The sequence below is a fragment of the Lentimicrobiaceae bacterium genome (assembly GCA_028697555.1).
Lineage (GTDB): Bacteria > Bacteroidota > Bacteroidia > Bacteroidales > UBA4417 > UBA4417.
The window spans coordinates 1-19,696 of record JAQVEX010000017.1 but is presented as its reverse complement, the minus strand read 5'-3'; the positions used below and the strand labels follow the sequence as shown (position 1 = coordinate 19,696).

The following is a 19,696-nucleotide window of genomic DNA, read 5'->3' as shown; positions in this document are numbered from 1 at the left end:
ATGGTTTATGTATTGGGAAGTATTATTTTAAGTTTTTGACCTACCTGTATAGATGAGTTGGGTAAATCGTTCCAGTTTTTAATGTCTTCGACTGAAATACCGCTGTATTGCTTAGCTATGCTCCAAATTGTATCGCCAGGTTTTACACTGTAAAAAATAAGTTTAGTGTCATTAGTTTGTGATCCGTCTGAAGTCTTGGCAACTTTAGCTACTTGCGAAAGCGGATTTACGCGTAATCGCTGACCAACATATATTTTGTTACTGCTCAAAGAATTCCAATATTTAATGTTGCTGACCGAAATATTATACTTTTTAGCTATCAGACTCAAGGTTTCTCCTTTTTTAACTTTATGGAATTTACCTTCTATCGCTTGAGTTATATGCTCATACTCAACGACTTGCTGATTGACATTTTCTTCTTCCACAGTTTCAGTTTCAGTATTCACGACAACTTCAGTTCCTGAATTCTCAGCAATTTCAGCATCTGTATTATCTACAACCTCAGTCTCTTCACTCTCAATATTTTCATTATTTGTATTTTCAACAATTTCAGAATCGGATGCAAATTCATCGGTAATATTTATATCAGTGGTGTCAACTTCCTGAGCATTGTCAGAACATTCTGCTAGCTCCTGATTTATGCTACTTGTCTCGGTTGCGACTTCTTCATTTTTAACTAAAAATTGCGATGGTACCGGCGTTGGAGGAACAGGCACTTCCCTTTGTACTCGGCGATTCACTACCAAACGCTGACCTATCCTAATTGTATTGCTTCTTAAATTGTTCCATTTTTTTAAGTTAGATACCGAGCATTTGTATTTATTTGCAATAATCGATAGGTTTTCACCCTTTTTTACTTTATGAGTTATTCTTTCGTCAACACTACGCATTTCAACCTGATTGTATTGTGCGTATTGCTGATAATTAAGTTGCTGACTGCAAGCCAAGAAATTATTTTCATTGGTAATAAAATCGCCTAACTTACCAACAGGCAACACCAATGTGTACGGAGTGCTTTCGGATGCCGGTATAAAATCCTTTCGATATGTTGGATTAAGGAATTGCAGGTCTGCATTGCTGATATCAAGCTGTTGCGAAAGTAAATCGAAGGACAAAGGGAAATTTACAACAACAGTATCTACTTCGGAATAAATCAATTTTGGCATTTGGGGGTAAATGTTATGCTCTTGCGAATACGCCATTGCGTAGTTGACTGCAATAAAAGCCGGTACGTAGTTGCGCGTTTCACGTGGCAAATAATCTCTAATTTCCCAAAAAGTTTTTTTACCACCCGAACGTCTGATTGCCTTATTAACATTGCCTGCTCCTGAGTTGTAAGCTGCCAAAACCAAATCCCAATCGTTGTATATGTTATACAAATCGATGAAATGCATGCAAGCTGCTTTTGTAGCTTTGTACGGGTCGTTTCTGTCGTCGACAAAAGATGTAAGTTTCAATCCATATATTTTACCCGTATTGTACATAAATTGCCACAAACCACCTGCACCGGCACGAGATTTAGCAACAGGATTTAAAGCCGACTCAACTATGGCTAAATATTTTAACTCCAAAGGCAAGTCGTATTTGTCAAGCATTTGCTCAAAGATGGGAAAATAGTAGTGTGCCAAACCCAGAACTCTGGCGGTTGTTCCTCTTTTCTTTTGTGTGTATAAATCTATAAACTGCCTTACTGTTGAATTGTAAACCAAATTCATCGGTGATGAATTGTTCAGCTTTTGCATACGGTAATAATAAATCGAATCGTGGTATTGCGGAATTTGTCCGGGCAAAAAGCCGTATTTGTTTTCAATTTGTACTTGATACTTATTCTTTTGTTGCTCGAAAAACTTTGAAGCATACAAGCTATCCATTGCAGCAATTATTAGGTCGTCTTCCTGAAAAATCAGTTGTGAATAGGTGTTAGCCGATGTATCGGGATAAATTGGACTAACATTTTGAGCAGGTGTTACAAAACTACACCCTAAAAGCACTAACAAGATTACTACAAATTGATAACTTTTAATTTTCATCATTTATTTTCAACAGTTTTACAAGATTTACAAAGTAATTTACATAAAGTATAAAATCGTTTCCCTACGAAACCAATGAGCATAATACTAACGATTGGGTAAAATTAATTATTTTACAAGTATAATTTATTTGTTTTAATTTATTTATTCCACAATGCATTGTTAATAACGTTTGTAATTGTCAGATATTGAGCCATGTTGCAGGGTCATTGACATTATTTCCGTGCCACAACTCGAAATGCAACTTACTATTGGCGTTGTTTTCCTCATTTGCCGCAACGCCGATTGTCTGACGTATAGATACTTTATCGCCTTTTTTAACGTAAGCCTGTTTAAGGTTTGAGTACACCGATAAATAATTTCCGTGCCTGATAATAACAACATAATTTAAGTCGGCGATAAAAATAACGCTAGATACAGTCCCCTCAAAAACAGCCTTAACATCGGCGTTGGGTACTGATAAAAAGTCTATTCCGTTATTTTTCACAACAATGCCTTGAAAATCGGGGTGCGGATGCTCGCCGTAGTTCATCAGAATTGAACATCTATCAAGTGGCGAAGGCAACCTACCTTTATTGCTTGCAAAACTTCCGCTAAGCGCAATATCTTCGGCTGTTATCGACATTGAATTGGCACTAACACCGGCAGTTGCCGGCTTAGTTGCACCCGCATCGACAGGTTTGCCAGCTGCAGCCATACGAGCTTTTTCTTCATTGGCTCTTCGTATTTCTTCAGCTACAATAGCTTCTATAGATTTTTGAAGAGTGCGCACTGCCTTCTGATTTTTTTCTAATTTGGCTAAAAGCTCCTTCTCTTTTTTGGTCAACTTTTTAGCTTGTTGGTCTTTTTCCTCCTGCTCTTGAGCCAATTTCATCCTTTCAACATTACCTTTTTCCTTTAAAGTAAGTTTCGACGAACGATTGTTTTCCAACTCTATCTTTTTGCTTGCCAACATATTTTGACTAGCAACAATAGCGTTTAATTGCTCCTTTCGGTAAATTGTATACTCCTCCAAATACTTAAGTCGCTTAAAAGCCTGATTAAAACTTTTTGAAGCAAAAACAAACATCAATCTGTTTGAAGCACTCCTATTGCGATACGTTGATACAATTATTTTCGAATACTCCGATTTCAAGTCTTTAAGTTCCCTATCTATTTTTGATATTGTATCGCTGAGATGTGCAATTTGTCGCTCCATTGAGTTTATCTCAGTATCTAAGGTTTCTAAAAGTTCCTCACGCTTTTTTATCTTTCGTTTTATTAATACCAATTGCTTTAAATTCGCCGACTTGCTCTTTTTGGTCTCTTCAAGTTCTTTATTCGTCTTGGAAATATCTTTTTCCAATTGCGACTTCCTCGCTTGCAAATCTTGTTTGCTTTGAGCTTGAAGTGTGGAACTTAAAAACGTAAATAATAACACGGCAACCCAAAAGGTCGCAACTGAAAATTTGTTATTATTTAGGTTCATTATCATTAATCAAGCAAAGGTATTAAATATTTATTTCTTTTGATAAGATGAAGGAATAATGAACGAAATTTTTTCTTCATCGTTAAATTCAATATTACTATATTTTATGTCGATTATTACTTCATCGCTTTTGGATTTACTTTTGATGAATATTTTTTTTGGTAATGTTTTATTGCCAATTGCAGTGAAGTCGGAGTTATAAATATCTATAGACGATGCGTCATTGCTCATACTAAGCGATGTCGGTTTAAAATTATCGGCATCTATCTCAAAAACGCAATCGTAATCGCTGCCTAATAGGTTGCTTGCGTATTGGTTGTAATTCGTAGTTTTTCCGTACAACAAATAAGATTTTTTATTTTTTACCGAAAATGAGTTGTAGGTAATGTTGAAATCAGCCATATCGCCGAGTAACAGACTTTGCAATGTTTCTATATCGGTTGGCAGACTTGTCAGATAAGAAATTTCATTATTTGAGAAACTATAATATGACCTATCGAACCTATCTATAAGCCATGCCGAATCGGCTGTTAGCAAAAACCTGTATAGTTCTATTCCGAAGATTGGCTTAACCGAGACCCAAATTAAACTGTCGTTAGCAAGTTTTATGTTTCCCGAAACCGAATTAGCTCGACCATTGATTTTGATGTCGGCTTCAAATTTTGCTTTAAAACGGTTGAAATCCAACTTGTTGTGCTCAATTTTGCTAACCAACATATCTTTACTGATGTCGACAATAGGCTCTTTAATAGTCTTTTTACTAACAGAGCAACTTGCAACAAAAACAAGAAGAATAATAAGCAAAAACAGCTTGTTTTTCATATTATTTATCTATTCCGTTAATTTTATTATTTAATTCTTCGTTGTTGGGCTCAAGTTCAAGTGCTTCCTTCCAATTTTTGAGTGCATTTTCTTTGTCGTTAAGTTTGTAATAAACATCTCCCAAATGTTCTAAAATAACGGGGGAAGCTTTTTTAGAAATATCAACTGCTTTGCTTATCCATTCTAGCGCTTCGGAATATTTTCCTTGCATGTATAAAATCCAACCGTAAGTATCTAAATTAGCCGAATTTTCAGCATCAATTTCTAAAGATTTTCTCGACATTTCTAAGGCTTCGTCTAAGCGAGTGTTGCGCAACGACAAATAATAAGCATAATTATTCAGCGTGTGCGAATCGTCGGGGTTTATTTTGAGTGCTTTTTCAAAGTATTGGTCGGATTGCTCGTAATTTGAAGTGTTATGGTACGCTTCTGCCAACATTCTATAATACTGCGTTTCTAATTGTTCGTCATCAATAATAAAATTCAATCCTTTTTTTAGATGATCTATAGCTTGCTCGTAATTTTTGGTATCTATACTTGCTATACCTCCCATCAAATAAGGCATTGTATGCATAGGAAAAAGAGCAATAGCACGCTTGCTATGGTTTTGCAAGGCTTCCATATCGGATAGTAATAAATCGACACGCATCAAATTTTCCCAAACCACGTACTTGCCGCTATCAATACTGATGGTTTTTTTGTAATGAATTTGAGCTTTCTGATATTCTTTTCCCATAAACAAAAAATCGGCATACATAACATTGGCATGAAACTCGTCAGGATGCACACTTACAAGCGTTTCTGCCAATTTTAAAATATCTCCTTCTCTATTTGTAATCACATTTTCGTCGTTAACAAACGAGAAAAGCACATCTATTTTGGTTTCGTATTTAAGATTTTTGTTTGCAAAACCTTTTTCCAATTCCGAAAAAAACTTGTCTATTTCGCCTTTGCTCCTGTAATAATCGGCTAAGGAAATGTGGATATACGGGTCGTCGGGAGCAATTTCGGTTATTTTAAGATAGTATTTAGCGGCTTCGTCGGGCTGCTTTTTACTCATAAGCATTTCTGCAATAATAGAATAATTGCGTACAGCACTTTCGGGCTGAGCTTCTATTAATTTTTCCAACTCGTTGATTGCCTTGTCTATTTGATTTGACAACAAATATATAGAGTATTTTTGCTTGGAAAGCACTTCATTTACGCCTATTGCATCTTCAATTTGGTCGTACAATGAGACTGCTCTTTTAAAATCTCCGTTAATAACGTAAGCCGCAGCAAGGTCGTATTTATAAGCGACATCGTCGGGAAACTCTTTTACCAAATTTTTTGCAGCTTCTAAAAAACCGTCTTTGTCTTGATTATTGCGATAAAACTCCAACAAATAGACCTTATACCATTTGTTTTCGGGCGATAATTCTATGGCTTTTTTAATATTAGCTTCAGCCGAAGTAACATCGGATAGGTTTAAATATATTTTGGAAAGCAAAAAATATGAAGGCGCATGCTTTTTGTTGATATCCAAGCATTTGTTTATTTTTTCTATCGCTTTATGATTCTCGCCTCTGTTGTAAAAGCTTATAGCATCGATAAATGTATCGGTAACATTAGTATCGATGTTTTGCGAATTGTTTTTATCGTTTTTTCGCGCTCTGCCTCGTTTTTTTTGTGCCATTACATCGTTTGAAGCAATAGCAATGATCAGCAGACAGCACAGTAAATATTTAATTTTAGTCATAGTAATATCTCTTATTTATTTCCGGTGTGTCCGAAACCACCTTCACCTCTTTCCGTTTCGTCTAATTTATCGACTTTTTCCCAACTTATATGTTCGTATTTTGCAATTACCATTTGAGCAATTCTATCGCCGGGTTTAATTACAAAATCATCTTCCGATAGGTTTATCAAAATAACTTTAACCTCGCCTCTGTAGTCGGGGTCGATGGTTCCTGGAGCGTTAGCGACCGTAACACCAAACTTTGCAGCCAAGCCGCTCCTCGGTCTGATTTGTGCTTCGGTTCCCGCAGGTAATTCAATATGTAAACCTGTTGACACTAACTCTCGTTTCAACGGTTTTAGTACAATTTCGTTGGTTATATTTGCTCTTAAATCCATACCGGCTGACAGCTCGGTTGCGTACTGCGGCTCGGGAAATGGCGAATGATTTACTATTTTAATTCTCATAAATGCTATTTTTTTGATATTTTAATTACACTAAGTATTTGCTTAAAGGTGATTTTTTCTTTGTACATAACAACAATAACATACGCAGCAATAAGTACAATATTTATACCGTACCGCAATATTGCTCTGTAATCGGCAAACAAAGTACTTACAAGATACAACAAAACTGCAAAAACTATATATATTGTAATTGTTTTTACATCGTAGGGTATTTTAAAATATTTTTGTCCGAGAGCATAGCTGTACACAGTCATGCTAAGGTAACTGACCAAAAATCCCCAAGCTGCTGCCATGTAACCGTATTTAGGCATAAATATTATATTAAAAATCACATTAACTATCAATCCTATAACGGTAATATTGAGTGCATATTTTGTTCTGTCGGTAAGTTTGTACCACATAGAAAGATTGAAAATAACTCCGATAAACATATTTGCAATAAGCATGATAGGCAGGATATCGACTCCGCTTCGGTAGTTTCTGCCCAAAAACAGCACGAATACATCTGCAAACATTGCTACTACTAAAAATATCAGCAAGCAAAAAATCACGTAGTACTTCATAACATCGGCGTAAATGGTGCGGTTTTTTGTGTTTTCTCCGTACGAAAAATAAAAGGGTTCGGCAGCGTATTTAAACATTTGTTGAAACAACACCATAATAACGGCTAATTTTAAGTTAGCTCCGAAAATACCAAGTTGTTCCTGCCAAGGAATATGAGTAGGTGCAAAAAATCGGAAGAATATTCGGCTTATAAAATCGTTTGCCACGCCAGGCAATCCTGCCAACATCAACGGGATTGAGTATTTTGCCAACCTCACGAACATTGTACGAGAAAAAATAAATTTGATTTTTAATATTCTCGGTATAAACAATATTACCGCCACAACGCAGGACGAAAATATTGCCAACAAAATATAACCGTAGTCGGGTACGGGTGGAATTATTTTTAATAAAATTGAATTCGGGTGAGAAACGAAATACTTTGGCAGCATGAAGAACAGCACTAAATTGCTTGCTACTTCAAATATTATTTTTATGCTTTTAAAAATTGCAAACTTCCACGCTTTTTCCAAATATCGGAGTTCGGCAAACAGCAATGCCGTAATTGTATCCATTGCTAAAATACCGGCTGCTAAAACCACGTACGCCTTAGGATAACCTGTAAAACCGCTTATGGGATTTAACAAAAGCAATACTATGAGCAAAAACGAAGTCGCCGAAAAAAACAAAGAAATAAAAGCTGTTGAAAATATTTTCTGCGATTGGTCTTTATGATTATTGGCAAACCTGAAAAAACCGGTTTCCATGCCCATTACCAAAACAACTTGTAATAGGGCTATGTAAGACAATATTTCAGTTGCATAACCGTAGTTACCAGTGGGTAGTACACGCGAGTATAAAGGAACGAAAAAAAAGTTGATTACACGTGCAACTATAGAGCTTAGCCCATATATTGCTGTTTGTCCGAGTAGTTTTTTTATTGCACCCACAGTTAAGAAATGAAATTATAATAACTCTTTATAATTGCTATTTGCAGTTTGCTAAAATACAAAAACAACGAAAACAAAAATCAAACATCTGTAAAATATGATTTTGTTTTTAATTGCTTAGAAATCAATATCAACGTGGCTTATAAACTCATCAACAAAGTTTAACAATTTGGCTTAATGTTTTTTTTGTAAGTTTGCATTTTAATTTGTGCAAATTATGTCGATAGTAACGAAAAATATTACAAAAAAGTACGGCGAACAGACTGTTCTCAATAATGTATCAATAAATATAGAAAAAGGCGAAATAGTTGGTCTTTTGGGTCCGAATGGGGCCGGCAAGTCAACGTTGATGAAGATTTTAACTTGCTATATACCTCCTACTTCCGGCGAAGCTTTTGTATGCGGAAACAATATTTACGAAGACAGCGATAAGATTAAATCTATTATCGGTTATCTACCCGAAACCAATCCCCTATACCACGATATGTACATTAGAGAGTACTTGGAATTTATCGCAAATGTGCATAAAATTAAAAACAAAAAACAAACCATTGAAAATATTATAGAAATAACCGGATTGTCTCCCGAAATCAGAAAGAAAATCGGTATGCTTTCTAAGGGTTTCCGACAAAGGGTTGGACTTGCACAAGCGTTGATGCACGACCCCGAAGTGCTGATTTTGGATGAGCCCACATCAGGATTGGATCCTAACCAACTTATTGAAATTCGCAGACTGATAAGCGAGATAGGAAAAGAAAAGACGGTTATGTTGTCGTCGCATATTATGCAGGAGATTGAAGCTGTGTGTAGTAGGTTTATTATCATCAACAACGGAAATATTGTTGCCGATAAAAAAATTGACGAAGTTGGCGGAGTTCAGCAAACAAAAACTCTTGTCGTTGAGTTTTCGGAAAAAGTTCTTAAAGATGAGCTGATGAACATACCAAACATTGACAACATATTTGAAATTGCCGACAAAACCTTTAAAATTACTTCCAAAGATAATATCGATATCAGAAAAGATATTAATAGCTTTGCTGTGAAGAAAGGAATACTAATTCAATCGTTGAATTACGAAACCGATAAGTTGGAAGATATTTTTCATAAGCTTACAAAGTAGCTGTTGGCTGTTGGCTGTTGGCTGTTAGCCGTTAGCTAAACCTAGCTTATAGCCGTATCACACGACACGTAACTCCTTGCTCATGCTGAATTTAATTTACAACTTAATAAATTTCGATTCGTACAATTTTATATTATCTGAAACAATAAGCGTATATGTTCCGCTTACCAAGTCAGATACATCAATATTTGCAAAGCCATTATGAGCAGCTATTTTGCGCTTGATAATTATTTTACCGTGTATATCCATTAATGTCAACTCTAATTTAGGTAAAATCATGTTTTGGGGTATTTCAACATTAATGTTATGTACGGCAGGATTGGGGTGTATGTTCAATTTTGATAGCTTATCGTTGCTAAGTTCTGAAAACACTATTGGGGAAGCAGTCTTGTGTAATATGCCGTAGAATATAAGGTCAACAATAAATAGATTATTATCTTTATCTCGTCGAAATTTCCCTACATTTTGAAACAACTCACAAAGGGTATCGGTTGTATAACCATTATCCAATGAATAAAATAATAAATTCGGTAATCTGTAAGTAGAGAAAATTATATTATCATTTGTATCAATTACAATTCTATTTGCGCTTGTTTCAGGTCCGCAAAATGTTAGGGTATCTACATCTTTATACAAGGCATATAAGCCAAATGGTAAATTCGGATGAAAAGTTTTGTAAAGACCAATAAAAGCGTCTCCTTGTGAGTTTATTGCAACATCGCCAACACGTGAATTTTCTATTTCAATTTCCGTCCATGTCAAACCATTATCTCTGCTCTGGTATAAACTACTATAGAGCATACTTCCGTAAGAAAAAAACATTGTGTTATGAGTAACATCCGAAACAACACATTGTATTTTGGTAATCCATGGATCGACACCTTCTTTAAAATGTAATAGAGTATCAGCAATATAGTCAATACTATAATCATCTTTTCGGGCTTTTAGTAATGCAACATCTTCGTCAAAACCAATGCCTATAAGTAAAGAATCACCACCCAAGCAATCAATATAAGTGGAAAAACTATTTCTTGTAGAGTCATTGAGAATAATTAACTGCTCCCAATGCCTTCCAGACGTATCAGACTTCCAGAAGTACGGATAATGTTCCATTGCTGCAAAAACCTCTTGCTTATCGTTAATAGATATTGAATGAATTCGGCTTAAATTAGTTTGCAAAACATATTCCCAGGTTGCGCCTTTGTCGGTAGATAGATAAATGCCATTGTATTTGGGGTTGCGATCATCATGCGAATGCCCTATAACAAAATAATATCCTTTGTCGTTTATGAGAATATCTTCGGCAAACAGTGTATCGGGAAAAGATATCATTTCCCAATAAATGTACGCTTTTGTAGCGTTGATTGCTAATATTTGTATTAATAATACAACAAGTAATTTTTTCATAATTGCGTGTTTTTTAATGTTTTGATAAAGGTAATATTATTTTATAAATTAGCAAACCTTCCTTGATTTTATTTTTATTTTCAAGAACAATATACTACCACTTAACCTCCTTGTTTACACGTTTTTGTGTTTTTTCTTATTTGAACCATTAAGGCATTAAGAGGCATTAAGATTTTAACTCTGAGCCATTAGCTATTAGCCGTTGGCTCTTAGCTTTTGGCTAAGTCTAGCCAATAATCAATAACCAAAAATTGTTAATTGTACATTACTAATTGTTAATTGCCTCGCACCATTCACTCACCACTTACCACCAATCACTTATTCACCGGTACAAAACTAAACACAGCTCCCACAGAAACGCCTTGCTCGTTGTTGATGTTTTCGTTTCCTACTAAGCGATGAAAATATTCGGCTTTTATAGCTACCGAAGAGTTTAAAAAGTAATTGATACCGCCTGTAATTGATGTTTCTTTGGCACAAACATCGCCGACTATACCGTTTGGCATTTTATATATTGGATTGCTGTAATCAACTCGTCCGAAAAGCCATAAACCATTGATCGGATTTTTACTATTTAGATTGTAACCCAATTCAACAGTTGCAGCCATAGCTTGTTGAGCAATAGGTGCGTCTAATTTTTCGGTGTTTGTAGCATTTCCTAAAATAACGTTGCTAACGGCGTGTAATTTATTGGTTTTATACACAACACTAAGCTCGGCAAGGGTAACACTGATATTTCTGCGTGCTTGGGTTTGGTCTTGCGAATTTAAATCGGTGTTTCCGTAGTAGCCGGTCAGACCTATATTCAAATTATCAATTCCTTTATAATCGATTCTGCCAACAAATGCAGGCGTGCTATAAAAATTTCTTTCAAATCGAGATTGTTTTCCTTCCGAAACAAAGTTTTCTTGCGAGAAATAATCGGCATCAAGTCCTGTAACGCAATATAATTGGTAACTCCACGCCGGCGTGATATCTCCGAACAACGAAAAACCTATTTCTTGCCATTCGTGTGGTATAATATTTCCGTCGGCTCTGCCTTGTAATGTTGCTCTGTACGTAATCGGCTCGTGAGCCAAATACATTTGTCCTATTGGCATAGCCAATTTTCCAACTCTGAGATTAAAATTCTCTGAAAATTTATGCAACAAATAAACTCGTTCAAGTACAACAGCTCCGCTCTTTTCCAATCCAACGTGAGCTTCGTGTCCGTGTTCGCCAGCATGCTGATGTCCACCAATTCCACCATGTTCGAACTCAATTTTTGCAAAAATTTTGGTTTTATCGGTAATGCCGAAACCGAAAGCCGTAGCAAACAAAGGTAGCGATGCTGTTGCATTCCATTGCTTAGTTGCTCCATCAGGGTTTTCAAAGCGGTCGTTTAAAACATTGGTTGCATTAAAAAGCGTAATGCCGTGAACCGCAAGAAAATACTTGTTAAAATCGTCGTGTGAGTGTATTGGCGACGAGTGGTCATGGTCGTGGTGATGTTCTTCATTTGCAATATCATCGACATGCTTGCCTCCGTGTTCAACATGTTGTGCCAATACTCTTACTGAACAGAATAATAGAGCGATTGATAGTACTGAAATTTTAAGTTTAAATTTTTGTTTCATACTTTATATTTTTAAAATATTATGCAATTTTTTAGTTCTTAATGTGATATTTCTCCGTTTATGCAACAATTGTAACCAATTTGTAAGGTAATATGATTTATGCCGAAATTGTCTCGTATAATTTCTTCAATTTCTTGCTTAATTTTCATCATGCTAACCATATCTACATTGTTTTTCAGATTGATATGCGCTTCAAGGTGTATTTGTTCATCGTTGAGTTTCCAAACATGAACATGATGAATATCTTCGACATCATCAATACTTTCTACCGCTTTTTTTATTTCGGCAATATTTATGTTGTGCGGAGTTGCCTGCATTAAAATATCTATCGTTTCTTTTACAACTCCCCATGTGTGATAAATTATATAAACACCAACCAAAACGGTAATCAACGGGTCAATCCATGTTATATTCCACAACCAAATTGCAATTCCGCCTATTATTACTGCTACCGACGAGAGCGTATCGCCCATAAGGTGAAGATACGCAGCTTTGACATTCAAGTTGTGGTTTTTATCTTTTTGAAGAACCAATACTGAAATCACATTTGCTAAAAGTCCGAACGTAGCAACTATAAGCATTATAGCTCCTTTTATAGGCTCAGGATTGATAAGACGCTTATACGCTTCGAAAAACAGGAAAACACAAATAACGATTAGCACAACGGCATTGAAAAGAGCCGCCAATATTTCAACACGTTTGTATCCGAAGGTGTTTTTTTCGTCTGCTGACTTCTGGCTTCGTTTTCCAGCTAAAAAAGCTATAAAAATTGCCGAAGTATCTCCCAAATTATGCAAAGCATCGGAAAGTAATGACAAGCTATTGGAAATTAATCCGCCAATAACCTGCACAACTGTAATGGAAAAGTTTAATACAGTTACCCACAATAGCTTGGCGCTACTCATTTCCTTGTGCTGGTGATGACCTGTCCCGAGAATTTGGGAATGATGTTCGTGATGATGAGCCATAATTTGTCTTTTTACTGCTAATTTTAAGTCAGCAAAGATACTAACTACTCAAAAATTTTAATATCACTACAATTAGGTATTTTTTCGTTGTTTTTCTTCAAAATCTACCTTATTTATTCCGTTGACACAAAATATTTTATTGCTTTCTTGCTTTTGAGCCATAAGTTTGTAGTTGTTGGCGACATTATCTTCGGAATATACTTTTTTATGAAACAGATGATAAACAATTGCCTTGTTCTTCACCGATATTGTCTTTGCACCGTTCTTTTTCAATCGCCACTCAATATCAACGTCTTCGCCTACGCCGGCATGAACATAATCCATATCGAAACCGTTTACTGCGAGCAACGAGCTTTTGGTAACACCCCAATTTCTACCGACAATTCCGCGTCCGCCTTTGGCAATTGTAAGGGGAAAGCACGGGAAATATATTCCTTCCTTTACGGCTTTAGAACTCGTGCACATAAGACTTTTAAAATTGAGTCGTTTTAAGGTCTGATTTTCCAAAGTGTATTTTGTGGTTTTTTCGTCTAACATTACGGCTCTACCTTCGCAAATAGAGTTGGGTTCAATATGCTTGATATAACTTTTTACAAAATGTTTGTGCGGAATGCAATCGCCGTCTATAAAAGCAATTTTTTCGTTTTTAGCCTTTATTACCGATTTATTCAGCATTTCGTTTTTCCTAAAACCTTTGTCAAAATCTTGATAAACATGGACAATAGGAAAATTGCAATTGCTCCTATTTTGCGATATAAAATTGATAGTTTCTTCGTTGAAATCGTCTTCCGAAATTATAACTTCAAAGTCTTTACAGCTTTGCAAATTAAGTGCTTTTAGTATTAATTTAAGGTTGTCTATCGCTTTATAGTACGAAACTATTACAGTTAGCATAATTTTTAGATGTTACAAATTAGTCGTGTTACACAAATAATTCCCAAAATTAATATTTTAATAATATGACGTGGCTATAAATTGTACCGTTTTGATTTTGTTAATCTTAAATTCATCGCGGTTTTATCATCTTAATAAATCATACAAAATCGGCTTTGCAACCGATAAAAACAATTAGAATAAATTTTACTTTTGCATTTTAATTTTATGCCACAAGTAACAAATAAAGAAATATGGCGTATAGCCTACCCCATTATTTTCGGGAATTTGGCTCAAACGCTGATAACCTTGATTAACACGTCTTTTTTAGGACACGTTGGTATGTTGGAGCTTGGCGCTTCAATGATTGCCGGAATTTATTACTACGTTTTCACAACCTTGGCTTGGGGTTTTGCCGTCGGTGTTCAGATTATTATTTCAAGAAGATTCGGTGAGAAGAGATACGGCGAAATTGGTGTAGTTTTCGACCACGGTTTGCTTTTTGTCTCAATGCTTGCCACGGTTTTATTTTTACTGCTACGTTTTTCTACTGTAAGTTTATTGGATACGATAATTAAATCGGATCCTATATACCATTTGGCAATGGACTTTATGAAATATAGGCACTACGGCATTTTGATAGTTTGCTTTAACTTTTTGTACAGAGCTTTGTATGTTGGCTTATCGAACACTAAAATCATTACATTTACAACGCTTACAATGGCAGTCGTAAATATCTTTTTAGATTACGTTTTGATATTCGGCAATTTTGGCTTCCCAAAAATGGGCATATCCGGTGCAGCTATAGCTTCGGTTTGTGCAGAAGCATCGGCACTTATTTTCTTTACTATTTATACCTTGATAAAATTGCCTGTAAAAGAATATGCCATGTACAGGTTTAAGGCTTTAAAAAGCAAGCTGATGAAATCCATATTAAGGGTTTCGTTTCCTACCATGCTGCAACGGTTGTTTTCTTTCGGAACTTGGTTTGCGTTTTTCGTTATGATAGAGAGCATGGGCGAACTTCCTATTGCTATTTCTAGCATTGTACGTAGTGTTAATATGCTGCTACTGATACCTGTTTTTGCTTACAGTGCGACTGCCAACACGCTTACAAGCCGACTAATTGGAGAAAACAGATATTCGGATATTAAGCCAACTTTGTTTAAAACCTTAAAACTTAGTATGCTAACTGCATTGCCAATGATTTTGCTTTGCATTTTCTTGCCGCAAGTTATCGCCTCAATTTATACCAACGACACAATGCTTGTGCAAGCATCTGTTTCTACGATTTATGTAGTGTGTGCAGCAACTGTTCTGGCGTGTGGTTCGTACATCTTTTTCGATGCTGTTTCGGGTACGGGAAACACAACTTCGGCTTTGATCATTGAGTTAGTGGTCTTGGTATTTTATTTGCTATATATATACGTGAGCAGTCAGGTTATTGCTGCCGAAATTCATATTGTATGGTTAGCAGAAGTTGTATATGCTTTACTGCTTGGAGTCGGGGCTGTATTGTATTTGAAATTTGTAAATTGGCAGAAGAAAAAAATATAGACTGATAATATTATTGAATTGAACCTAAAAATTAGACTTATGAAACCCGAAAACTTATACACTTTGCCTATATGGGATAAGAAAGACGAATTTGTTGAAAACATATTGAAAACCAAATCGCTGCGAGTAGAGCGAATTATTTCGAGCGGACACACAAGCAAAAACGGATTTTGGTATTGTCAGGAAGAAAACGAACTTGTGTTTTTACTTCAGGGTGAGGCTAAAATTGAATTTGCGGACAGAAATATTGTGGATTTAAAAGCCGGCGATTATATCAATATCGAAAAGGAGGTGAAACACCGCGTCGCTCGTACATCAAAAGAGCCTGAAGCCATTTGGTTGGCAGTGTTTTATTAATAATTAATTTTAAGATTTATTGCTGCTTATTTTTGCCATACGTCTTACCACGTAAGCAAACAAAAGCGAAGTCCAAAACGAGAAAAACGCGTATATTAAAGCAGGTTTCTGCATTTCCGCATTCTGCAAAAATGTGCCTGCTATCAGAAAGGCAAGCGTGGTGTTTATCAGCCCGACTTCTATACCCACGGTCATAGCATCTTTTTTTGAACCAAACGGAAGTATGGAAAAATATCCTGCAAACAAGCCTACAATATTAAAGACTATCAATACCGGAAGTATAGTTTTAAAGTCGTTGGCTACCAAGCCCGCTCCACCCGAGCTTTCGTTAGCAAATATCTTTATAAAAAAGACAACAGCTAAAAGTATGGTGGTTATCAATTTTAGTATGTTAAACTTAATTTGTGGTAAAGTTCGTAAATGATATTGCTTATTTAATTTTGATGTAAATTCGGGAAATTTATTGTTTAATATTACTCCTGTTCCTGCCGGAATAATTATTATGTAAAATATTTGCAGAGTCGTTTTTGCAAGTGGTAAATGTAGCGATGTTTGACTGCCCAAAAAGAACAAGAGAGTGAGGTTTACAATGAGCGGAATGGTTATCATTGCTAAAAAACTGTTTACCGTTGTTAGTGCAATAGAAAGCTCGGTGTTTCCGTCCATTAGGTACGTTATCAGATTTGAAGTTGTACCACCCGGACATACCGACAATACAACAATTCCGACTTTTATTTCGGGAGATAAGTTTGTTAGTAAGCATAAGGCAAATGCCAACATGGGTAAGAATACCATCTTCATTGTCATGCCTATCAAAAAAACTTTGGGCTTTCTAGCAATACTAACAAAGTTGGAAGCCTTAAGCGAAAGACCAATACCAAACATTATTATTGCCAATACTGCGTTAATCAATATGTCAATAAAAGATGTTTGCATTGGCTACGTTTGTTTATTTTTTGTGCAAATGTAAGAACATTATCAACATTGCGGTAAACAAACGAAAAATTTATGGTTTATTTAACAATATAGCTGTTGGCTAGTTCTGAGTCTGGAGTTCTGAGTTAGGAGTCGGCTTACTGACACGCTTTACAAAAGCGCGCCAGCAAATGAGTTTCGAGTTACGAGTTTGCTGGCACACTTTACAAATTATGGTGCGGTGCTACGCACCTTTGGCTAATATTTATAATTTATGCTATAAATTGTACGGTGCTACGCACCTTTTTGTACTTAATTTAGCCACTGGCGGTGGTGAGTGATGAGTGTGTCAATTAACGATGTACCCCGAAACTTCGGGGTTAATTGATAATTGCCTCGTACCCCGCAACACGCAACACGCAACACGCAACACGCAACCCGTAACCCGCAACACTCACCACTCATCACCCATCACCGATCACCAACCACCAATCACTATTTATTCCTATTTCTGTAATTTCTAACGTCTTTCTTGCCCGTTGCTTTCGGATTTCTTGGTGTTCCTTTTTCAAAGTTATCGCAAACACCATTGTTATTCTCATCGACAAAATCTCTTTTTACATTGGCATTTCTACGCATTCTCATTTTCATTCCTTTTCCGGTTTTTCTACCGCTACCATCTTTAAGAGCTACCTTGCCATTAGCATTAGGATTTCTAGGCATGCCTTTCTCAAAATTATCGCAAACGCCGTTGTTGTCTTTATCCACAAAATTGGGACGCTCTTTTACAGTTTGAGTTGTGTTGGTTTCGGTTTCGCTTTTAACTTGTGCTGTTGTTGCTCCGTAAAAAGCAAATAACAGTACTGTAATAATTAAAATTCTTGTTTTCATAGTTTATTAGTTTTATTAGTTATTTAATTAATTATTTATTCTATTCTGATAACGATATCCGCGTCCTTGGTTTCTTCTGTTGTCATTGCAACGGTCATTCTCGCAGTCAATTGTTTGGTCGTAGTATAATACCTTAAACGTGCTTTGCAACCTCTCAGCCTGCTGGGGAGTGCAAACAGCTTTAAGCTTCAAATAAAACGTGTTGGTTATTTGCTTAAGCTCGGCATGATGCTTACCAATGTGTTCGGTAATTTGAATAGTAAGTAACGAATCGGGTTTGGGTTTGTTAAGTTCGTCAAAAAGTCGTGCTTTTAGCGTATCCATTTCGCATATCAATTGTCTTGCTTTAGGCTGAAATTCGTAGTTTGCCTCGCGAAAAGCTTCCATTTGCTCGTCGCTGAAATTTAGCGACTGTCTGAAATAACGTCCGTTCAAGGGATTTTGCACACCTTCGCTCAAAACAATACTAACCTCCTCTTGCTTTGCGTTATTTTTCTTGTAAATAACTGTAAACAATACACTCAGATTCAGTATTACTAAAAGCCCTATTGTCCAAAAAAATATCTTCTTATTCATTTTCGCTGAATTGATATAGGTTTAAGTTTTCTATTTGTCTGTCATTTATGTTTATAACATTGCTGTACTGAGTGTCGACACTAAGGGTGTTTCCGATAAAAACTCCCGAAATCACGACAGAAATTATACTAACGGCAACAGCCGCCGCTTGCCAAAAGCCTGCTTTTTTAAAAACAGGTTGCGCTGATGTGCTATCTTCAATTTTTGCCATTATCCTAGTAGATAGAAAAGGATTAGGCTTAATATCTTTTTGCCTATCTATAAAATCGTTTATGTATTTATCTACTTTCATTTTATATTTGCTGTTTAATGTATTAGACAATAATATATTTATTTTCCTACGTTTGGTGTTAAAATTTCTCTCAATTTAGCTTTAGCTCGTTGCAATAACTGCTCAACAGCACCTTCGGATGTTTTCATAATTGTTGCTATTTCTTTTTGCGAAAGTTCCTCATAATTACTCAATACAAATGCCGTACGCTGCCTCGGATTCAGTTTGTCTATTGCATTTTTTATTCTCAAATCTCTTTCTTTTTCCTCAACTTCTTCAATCGGTGTTTTGTCGGGCGAAACTTTGTTAAATATAGTTTCCAACGAATCCAATAGAGAGTTTTTCTTATTTTTTCTGATGTGGTTTATACTGTAATTTACGGTTATTCGGTATAACCAAGTAGAAAATTCGGAATCTTGCCTGAAAGTTTTTAACGAATCGTACACTTTAATAAAAATGTCCTGCGTTAAATCTTCGGCATCCTCCTTTGAATGAACAAAACCAATAGCAACGCGAAACACCATTTCTTGATGCCTCTCTACCAATAGTTTAAAAGCCTGCATATCGCCTGAAACTACTTTTTGTATTAGTTCTTTGTCGTTCATATTCTATTTGACAAAATTACTGAATTTTTCCTACGAATTTAGCAATTAAATTGCGGTGAATGGTGGTCGGTGATGGGTGGTCGGTGGGTTAGAAGTTAGAATTTAGGAGTTATGAGTTATGAGTTATGAGTTAAAATACTCATCACCCATCACTCATCACCCATCACCCATCACCCCAACGGAATAAACGCATCTATTATATGATTTATAGTTGGTTTTGAGCCCTTGTTTAGCGTAATTGCTACAACATCGAAGCGGGTTTCGCCGTGATAGTTTGTTTGTTCAATAAAAGCTTCGGTTGCTTCTATAAGTCTATTTTGCTTTTTCAAATCTACAAAAAACTCCGGTTCGCCAAAAGCTGATGTTGAGCGGGTTTTGACTTCTACAATAACCAAAGTGGCTTTGTCGGTGGCAATAATATCAATTTCGTAGTGCTTGTATCGCCAATTTCTGAATAAAATCAAATATCCTTTCTGCTGCAAATAGTCAACGGCAATATCTTCGCCTTTTTCGCCAAGTATGTTATGCTTAGCCATTATCTTG

At 35.9% G+C, this 19,696-nt stretch carries 19 protein-coding genes; 3 read left to right on the top strand and 16 right to left on the bottom strand.

Going from position 1 to position 19,696, the window contains the following annotated elements:
- Window positions 1–5: 5 nt before the first annotated feature.
- The 6 genes from PHP31_03940 to PHP31_03915 all read right to left on the bottom strand — a co-directional run bounded on the left by PHP31_03940 (window position 6) and on the right by PHP31_03915 (window position 7,997).
- Window positions 6–2,033: a LysM peptidoglycan-binding domain-containing protein gene (locus tag PHP31_03940; GenBank protein ID MDD3738425.1), complete on the bottom strand. Its 2,028-nt coding sequence runs from the start codon at window positions 2,031–2,033 to the stop codon at window positions 6–8.
- Window positions 2,034–2,211: 178 nt separating this feature from the next.
- Entirely contained in the window at window positions 2,212–3,498 is a 1,287-nt protein-coding gene (locus tag PHP31_03935; GenBank protein ID MDD3738424.1) for a peptidoglycan DD-metalloendopeptidase family protein, read from the bottom strand.
- A 30-nt stretch (window positions 3,499–3,528) separates the two neighbouring features.
- A complete protein-coding gene (locus tag PHP31_03930; protein MDD3738423.1) occupies window positions 3,529–4,320 on the bottom strand; it encodes a DUF4292 domain-containing protein in 792 nt (263 codons plus the stop codon).
- A gap of 1 nt (window position 4,321) precedes the next feature.
- The gene (locus tag PHP31_03925; protein ID MDD3738422.1) at window positions 4,322–6,058 is read right to left on the bottom strand and encodes a tetratricopeptide repeat protein; all 1,737 of its coding nucleotides are present in this window, start codon (window positions 6,056–6,058) and stop codon (window positions 4,322–4,324) included.
- 11 nt (window positions 6,059–6,069) lie between these two features.
- Window positions 6,070–6,504: a dUTP diphosphatase gene (gene dut / locus PHP31_03920; GenBank protein ID MDD3738421.1), complete on the bottom strand. Its 435-nt coding sequence runs from the start codon at window positions 6,502–6,504 to the stop codon at window positions 6,070–6,072.
- 5 nt (window positions 6,505–6,509) lie between these two features.
- Complete coding sequence (locus tag PHP31_03915) at window positions 6,510–7,997, bottom strand: polysaccharide biosynthesis C-terminal domain-containing protein (protein ID MDD3738420.1); 1,488 nt, start codon at window positions 7,995–7,997, stop codon at window positions 6,510–6,512.
- Window positions 7,998–8,214: 217 nt separating this feature from the next.
- Between PHP31_03915 and PHP31_03910 the strand changes: the two genes are divergently transcribed.
- On the top strand, window positions 8,215–9,117 hold the full coding sequence (locus tag PHP31_03910) for an ATP-binding cassette domain-containing protein (protein MDD3738419.1): 903 nt from the start codon (window positions 8,215–8,217) through the stop codon (window positions 9,115–9,117).
- Between the two features lie 96 nt (window positions 9,118–9,213).
- Here PHP31_03910 and PHP31_03905 read toward each other — a convergent pair whose 3' ends face one another.
- The 4 genes from PHP31_03905 to PHP31_03890 all read right to left on the bottom strand — a co-directional run bounded on the left by PHP31_03905 (window position 9,214) and on the right by PHP31_03890 (window position 14,002).
- Window positions 9,214–10,524, bottom strand: coding sequence for a T9SS type A sorting domain-containing protein (locus tag PHP31_03905; GenBank protein MDD3738418.1), 1,311 nt, complete (start codon window positions 10,522–10,524; stop codon window positions 9,214–9,216).
- Between the two features lie 314 nt (window positions 10,525–10,838).
- Window positions 10,839–12,140, bottom strand: coding sequence for a hypothetical protein (locus PHP31_03900; GenBank protein ID MDD3738417.1), 1,302 nt, complete (start codon window positions 12,138–12,140; stop codon window positions 10,839–10,841).
- A 38-nt stretch (window positions 12,141–12,178) separates the two neighbouring features.
- Window positions 12,179–13,108 (bottom strand): cation diffusion facilitator family transporter, encoded by a 930-nt coding sequence (locus PHP31_03895; protein ID MDD3738416.1) that lies wholly within the window; start codon window positions 13,106–13,108, stop codon window positions 12,179–12,181.
- A gap of 72 nt (window positions 13,109–13,180) precedes the next feature.
- Window positions 13,181–14,002: a glycosyltransferase gene (locus PHP31_03890; GenBank protein MDD3738415.1), complete on the bottom strand. Its 822-nt coding sequence runs from the start codon at window positions 14,000–14,002 to the stop codon at window positions 13,181–13,183.
- 207 nt (window positions 14,003–14,209) lie between these two features.
- Here PHP31_03890 and PHP31_03885 point away from each other — a divergent pair, with 207 nt between their 5' ends.
- Complete coding sequence (locus PHP31_03885) at window positions 14,210–15,538, top strand: MATE family efflux transporter (GenBank protein ID MDD3738414.1); 1,329 nt, start codon at window positions 14,210–14,212, stop codon at window positions 15,536–15,538.
- A gap of 39 nt (window positions 15,539–15,577) precedes the next feature.
- Complete coding sequence (locus PHP31_03880) at window positions 15,578–15,895, top strand: cupin domain-containing protein (GenBank protein MDD3738413.1); 318 nt, start codon at window positions 15,578–15,580, stop codon at window positions 15,893–15,895.
- A 9-nt stretch (window positions 15,896–15,904) separates the two neighbouring features.
- Here the strand turns inward: PHP31_03880 and PHP31_03875 are convergent, their stop codons facing one another.
- The 6 genes from PHP31_03875 to PHP31_03850 form a co-directional block, all read right to left on the bottom strand.
- Complete coding sequence (locus tag PHP31_03875; GenBank protein ID MDD3738412.1) at window positions 15,905–16,831, bottom strand: bile acid:sodium symporter family protein; 927 nt, start codon at window positions 16,829–16,831, stop codon at window positions 15,905–15,907.
- A gap of 474 nt (window positions 16,832–17,305) precedes the next feature.
- Window positions 17,306–17,701 (bottom strand): hypothetical protein, encoded by a 396-nt coding sequence (locus tag PHP31_03870; GenBank protein ID MDD3738411.1) that lies wholly within the window; start codon window positions 17,699–17,701, stop codon window positions 17,306–17,308.
- Window positions 17,702–17,728: 27 nt separating this feature from the next.
- The gene (locus PHP31_03865) at window positions 17,729–18,277 is read right to left on the bottom strand and encodes a hypothetical protein (GenBank protein MDD3738410.1); all 549 of its coding nucleotides are present in this window, start codon (window positions 18,275–18,277) and stop codon (window positions 17,729–17,731) included.
- Entirely contained in the window at window positions 18,270–18,569 is a 300-nt protein-coding gene (locus PHP31_03860; protein MDD3738409.1) for a hypothetical protein, read from the bottom strand. The genes PHP31_03865 and PHP31_03860 overlap by 8 nt, the downstream gene beginning before the upstream one ends.
- A 38-nt stretch (window positions 18,570–18,607) precedes the next feature.
- A complete protein-coding gene (locus PHP31_03855) occupies window positions 18,608–19,153 on the bottom strand; it encodes an RNA polymerase sigma factor (GenBank protein ID MDD3738408.1) in 546 nt (181 codons plus the stop codon).
- 170 nt (window positions 19,154–19,323) lie between these two features.
- Window positions 19,324–19,696: YraN family protein (locus tag PHP31_03850; protein MDD3738407.1), on the bottom strand; the 373-nt coding region annotated here is incomplete at its 5' end.

Coding starts and splice junctions, on each gene's coding strand:
- PHP31_03860 (MDD3738409.1), bottom strand. CDS start 18,569: ATGAAAGTAGATAAATACATAAACGATTTTATAGATAGGCAAAAAGAT.
- PHP31_03880 (MDD3738413.1), top strand. CDS start 15,578: ATGAAACCCGAAAACTTATACACTTTGCCTATATGGGATAAGAAAGAC.
- PHP31_03865 (MDD3738410.1), bottom strand. CDS start 18,277: ATGAATAAGAAGATATTTTTTTGGACAATAGGGCTTTTAGTAATACTG.
- dut (MDD3738421.1), bottom strand. CDS start 6,504: ATGAGAATTAAAATAGTAAATCATTCGCCATTTCCCGAGCCGCAGTAC.
- PHP31_03895 (MDD3738416.1), bottom strand. CDS start 13,108: ATGGCTCATCATCACGAACATCATTCCCAAATTCTCGGGACAGGTCAT.
- PHP31_03925 (MDD3738422.1), bottom strand. CDS start 6,058: ATGACTAAAATTAAATATTTACTGTGCTGTCTGCTGATCATTGCTATT.
- PHP31_03910 (MDD3738419.1), top strand. CDS start 8,215: ATGTCGATAGTAACGAAAAATATTACAAAAAAGTACGGCGAACAGACT.
- PHP31_03875 (MDD3738412.1), bottom strand. CDS start 16,831: ATGCAAACATCTTTTATTGACATATTGATTAACGCAGTATTGGCAATA.
- PHP31_03855 (MDD3738408.1), bottom strand. CDS start 19,153: ATGAACGACAAAGAACTAATACAAAAAGTAGTTTCAGGCGATATGCAG.
- PHP31_03905 (MDD3738418.1), bottom strand. CDS start 10,524: ATGAAAAAATTACTTGTTGTATTATTAATACAAATATTAGCAATCAAC.
- PHP31_03940 (MDD3738425.1), bottom strand. CDS start 2,033: ATGATGAAAATTAAAAGTTATCAATTTGTAGTAATCTTGTTAGTGCTT.
- PHP31_03870 (MDD3738411.1), bottom strand. CDS start 17,701: ATGAAAACAAGAATTTTAATTATTACAGTACTGTTATTTGCTTTTTAC.
- PHP31_03890 (MDD3738415.1), bottom strand. CDS start 14,002: ATGCTAACTGTAATAGTTTCGTACTATAAAGCGATAGACAACCTTAAA.
- PHP31_03935 (MDD3738424.1), bottom strand. CDS start 3,498: ATGAACCTAAATAATAACAAATTTTCAGTTGCGACCTTTTGGGTTGCC.
- PHP31_03885 (MDD3738414.1), top strand. CDS start 14,210: ATGCCACAAGTAACAAATAAAGAAATATGGCGTATAGCCTACCCCATT.
- PHP31_03900 (MDD3738417.1), bottom strand. CDS start 12,140: ATGAAACAAAAATTTAAACTTAAAATTTCAGTACTATCAATCGCTCTA.
- PHP31_03930 (MDD3738423.1), bottom strand. CDS start 4,320: ATGAAAAACAAGCTGTTTTTGCTTATTATTCTTCTTGTTTTTGTTGCA.